The 4,186-nt window shown below is 46.9% G+C and carries 4 protein-coding genes and 1 pseudogene; 4 read left to right on the top strand and 1 reads right to left on the bottom strand.

All coding sequences use genetic code 11. The annotated features are described in order from the left end of the window. Window positions 1–101 precede the first annotated feature (101 nt). The 4 genes and pseudogenes from ENN47_03875 to ENN47_03860 all read left to right on the top strand — a co-directional run bounded on the left by ENN47_03875 (window position 102) and on the right by ENN47_03860 (window position 3,631). Window positions 102–869, top strand: a complete 768-nt coding sequence (locus ENN47_03875) for a phosphorylase (protein ID HDP77318.1) — start codon at window positions 102–104, stop codon at window positions 867–869. Window positions 870–926: 57 nt separating this feature from the next. Beyond that, window positions 927–1,531: pseudogene (locus ENN47_03870) on the top strand (N-acetyltransferase). A gap of 402 nt (window positions 1,532–1,933) precedes the next feature. Continuing rightward, window positions 1,934–2,989 (top strand): protein tyrosine phosphatase, encoded by a 1,056-nt coding sequence (locus ENN47_03865; protein ID HDP77317.1) that lies wholly within the window; start codon window positions 1,934–1,936, stop codon window positions 2,987–2,989. Window positions 2,990–3,067: 78 nt separating this feature from the next. Next, complete coding sequence (locus ENN47_03860) at window positions 3,068–3,631, top strand: phosphatase PAP2 family protein (protein HDP77316.1); 564 nt, start codon at window positions 3,068–3,070, stop codon at window positions 3,629–3,631. A gap of 25 nt (window positions 3,632–3,656) precedes the next feature. Here ENN47_03860 and ENN47_03855 read toward each other — a convergent pair. After that, window positions 3,657–4,186, bottom strand: a 530-nt coding sequence (locus ENN47_03855) for a hypothetical protein (protein ID HDP77315.1), incomplete at its 5' end; no start/stop codon positions are given.

The raw sequence follows: 4,186 nt of genomic DNA, 5'->3' as shown, positions 1-4,186 counted from the left end.
TACTGATTACAATTATATAGGTTCAAGTTACAAAAGTGTCAGGTCATTCGGCGACTGTGGATCTCTTCTTCGCTGCTAGAATTGTCGCAAAGGGGGCCTGTATGGAGAAGCGTTTACCTATTCTGGAACATGATTATGAAAGACCTGCCGTAATAGAACCAACGAAAGTAATCTCTTCGATCTCCGAGATGCCGGAGAGAGCGGTGATTCTCTTTTATCAGGGCGTGATAGAGACTCTCTTGAATAAGGGTCTTCTGAAAAAGATCGTTGACAGGAGAAGCGAGGTCGGGCTGTATCCCGTCTATGAGATCGAGTACAAAGGGGTCAAAGTTGCGATCTTGAATCCCGGACTTGGAGCGCCGTCGGCGGCTGGCTTCTATGAGGAGCTCATCGTCCTTGGAGTTAGGAAGACAAAAGCCTGCGGCTCATGCGGAGTGTTGAAGAGGAATATCCCGAGGGGAGAGATTATCGTCGTTCAATCTGCCATCAGGGATGAGGGAACCTCGTATCATTACCTGGAGCCTTTCCGCGAAATCGCTGTCGATACAGAGGTGCTCGAGAAGATAGAAGACGCATTGGTAGCTTTGTCGATTCCATATATCAAGGGAAAGACATGGACAACCGACGCCTTCTACAGAGAGACGAAGAAGATAGTCAAGGAGAGAATCGATGGGGGCTGTATAACCGTCGAAATGGAGGCTTCGGCCCTTATGGCCGTCTCGAAGTTCAGAAATGTCGTCTTTGGGCAGCTGCTGTCCTCGGGAGACGACGTCAGCGGCGAGGAGTGGGATAGAAGATTTCATCCCGAGGCCTCAAACCACAAAGAACGGGTTTTCTGGGCGGCTCTCGAGTGCTGCCTGAAATTATAGATCTTTTGCCGGTCAAGTCTTTCGCTGTGAACGGTGGCAAGCTAAAAGGGTGATAGCATGTTCGAACCGATCAGAATTTCTGCAAGAGAACACTCAAGTGCGGTAGAGATTCTGGCCGAAGCATTTGAAGATGACCCGATGATCAAATACGTAGTAAGTGAGAAGAGAAGCGAAGTCATTAGGAAGATCTACGGAGTCATGTTCAAGGCTTATTCGGGTAGTAGAAATGCCTATTTCGATTCACCCGATATGAACGGAATGATTCTATGGATTGACTCTGAAGAAGATCCCGGCCTTGGAGCCTGGATTAGGAGTGGAGCCTTGAAAATGCTTACATTTCCGGCAAGGTCACTCAATCGTCTTATGAAGGTCGGCAGGGGAGTCTCGAAGGTTCACAAAGAATGCATAAAGATCACCATCTTCACCTGATTTTCATTGCGGTTTCTCCCGCTTCGCAGGGAAAGGGTATCGGCAGGCGGCTTCTGAGACTTCTTACGCATGAAGCAGATTCAAGAGCTCTCCCCTGTTATCTGGAGACTCAAAACCCTTCAAACCTGAACTTCTACGAATCCTTTGGTTTTTCCATTGTCAGGGAAGTCGAAATATCGTCCGAACTCAAATCCTGGAGCATGATTAGAAATAATGAGAGAAAAATTGTATAAGTGTACCTTTGCACTTACTACCTCTTTTGTTCACAAGTAAGGAGAGAATTAGAACGCTTGAAAATTCAGAGACAAGAAGTGCAGCAGTGAAGATTTTCCTGTAGATGAAGTCTCTCTTTCATTATCAATTTTGCGGGCAGACTGACAGAGGGTAATTGCTAACAGCATCCTTTCTCTTGGTTCTTTGGGAGACACTTCTTCATTCGTTCCTCTACGGCTCTATGTGTGGTATAAACGGTATATCAGAAGATGTTTGTCATAAGTATTGAGGCCGCGCGGTTATGAGATGTTTATCAAGTGAATTCGGTAAAGAGAATTCGTCTTTTCGAGATTAAAAGTGGCCGGTGATATAATTGTGGTGCAAATACCTTAACGTCTAAAAAGGATAGGTGGAGGTGTTGTATGCTTAAAAGAGGGTTTTTACTGGGTGTATTTGTAATTCTGTCGGCTTTGATGCTCGCAGGAATAGTTGGCGCAGTAGCCGAAATTGATAAGTACGGTAACGTTCATACGAATATCCCCATGGAAGCAGTTGTTTACGCCGCTATTGAATCAGGAGACTTGGTCTATGTAACAATGGGCACTACCACAATCATGGTCCCATTCGTAACAACTTATGGTGATGTCGACAGAGGACAGCCTCTTGTAAGATACTCCGATACGCATGTTCTTCTCGCTATCAACTATGGTAATTTTGCTCAGACTTACGGACTAGAGGTCGGAAGGCCTGTTTTCATGGGTCTGGTCGAAAAGGGGGCTTACAAGGATGAGCTGGAGATAAGACATCTTGTGAGAAGCGACGTAAGGGAAGATTACGCGAGCGACGCGGTTTTTGCGAACTTCAGAGAGATTACCCTAGGAGAGATCGCTGCAGCTAAGCTTTATAGATGCTCTCATCCTTCAATTGATGATCCTAGGGCTCCTTATGCGTCGGCTCTTATCGAGCAGGCGGGTATCAAGACAGTCATCAATCTCTCCGATTCAGATGAAGAGCTCACGGCAAATCTTGAATATTCGGAGTACTACAAGTCAATCGGCGAGGCCGGCAACCTAATTAATTTGAACATGGGTGTCGATCCTCTCGCAGACGACTTTGCTAAGAAGCTCGGAGAGGGCCTTAGATTCATGATATCTCACGAACCGCCATATTTGATTCACTGTGTCGAAGGCAAGGATAGAGCGGGGATCGCATCGGCTCTGCTTGGCGCTATTACGAACGCGAAGACCGACGAGATTTATGCCGATTATGTCAAGTCTTACGAGAACTACTACAATGTAGTACCGGGGACCGCAGCTTACGATGCAGTAAGAAAGATCATCGCAGATCTCTTCGTGATAATGAACGACGGCAATCCCGTCGATGATGTCAACGTGAAGAGCGTTGCACTTAACTACCTGACGAAGAAGGCCGGTCTTTCTTACATGGAGATCGCTGCAATTCAGGATATTCTTAGATAGTTCTACAGAAAACGGTGTTATTATCGAGAGGCGGTCTAGAACCGCCTCTTTTCTTAGAGATTACGGTGGTGTTTAGGAATGTGGGATGTTCTGAATCAGATTGAGCTCTCGGTTATGCATTCGCTTAATGCAGTTATGTCTGGACAGTTCATGGATCTTTTCCTTTCTTTCATGCTTTTTCTCGAGAGGGGGGCCTTGGTATGGATTCTTCTTACGGTATTTCTCCTCTTCGATAAGAGGTTTCGCAGAGCCGGCTACATGACTTCGCTCGGACTCGGCATAAGTCTTCTCATTGTCTTCGTCGTCCTGAAGCCCGTTTTCGGGAGGCTGCGACCGCTCGAATTTATCGAGGGGTATACTATCATTTTTCCAGTTCCCGAGACCTACTCCTTTCCCTCTTCTCCGGTCGCCGTCGCTTTTGCCTACGCTGTGGTCTTATGGAATAACGTCAAGATGCTCAGGGCCCCGCTAGTTCTGCTTTCTTCTCTAATAGCTCTGGCAGAAGTATACGTCTATTTCAGCTATATCTCGGATGTTGTTGCTGGCGCTGTTATAGGCCTTGCATGTGGAATTCTCACCGTCTGGCTCTTTAATAAGTACACCATTATCAAGCCTGAGAAAAGTGACAAATCCGGAGTCTAGAGTAACTACGCTTCTAGTAGGTGATTTACCAGTCGACCACTGCCCTGAATAGGTCGGTGTTGCCAGGAACGATCCCCATTAGGGTTCCTGTGAATGCATACGCGATGGAAATCGCCACGACTTTTCCTCCACCGACGTTGGATGCTGCCACAATTGGTATGGGCGCAGGAGCCTGCGGTGAATAGGTCACTTCATCACCACTAGGTACGTAGGTCGTAAAGACAGCGGACGATTCCGCAAAAACCGCGGCTGAGGCATTGCCTTCCACAGAAAGCTTGGTAGCCATCATCATGGCGATCTTCGCAGAGAGGGAAGATGAAAGCGGGTGGGTGGTGAAGCTATCAGATGTTATCATCATCTTGTTTCCGCCGATGTTACTAACGGTATCCGTTACAAGTCCCCACACAAAACCTATGCCTGTATTGAGACCGTCGGAGAGAGCATCTAGAAAGAAGGTGCTTGCGGGTGGAACCTCAACAAGCATATCCATCATGATTATCTTGCCTTTCTTGCCTAATTGTGGCTCTTCCTCAATGCATAGGAAAAGAGTGAAAG

Origin of the sequence: Mesotoga infera, assembly GCA_011045915.1 — a bacterium.
Classification (GTDB): domain Bacteria; phylum Thermotogota; class Thermotogae; order Petrotogales; family Kosmotogaceae; genus Mesotoga; species Mesotoga infera_D.
The sequence above is the reverse complement of the archived record's forward strand: the minus strand, read 5'-3'. Positions and strand labels throughout refer to the sequence as shown.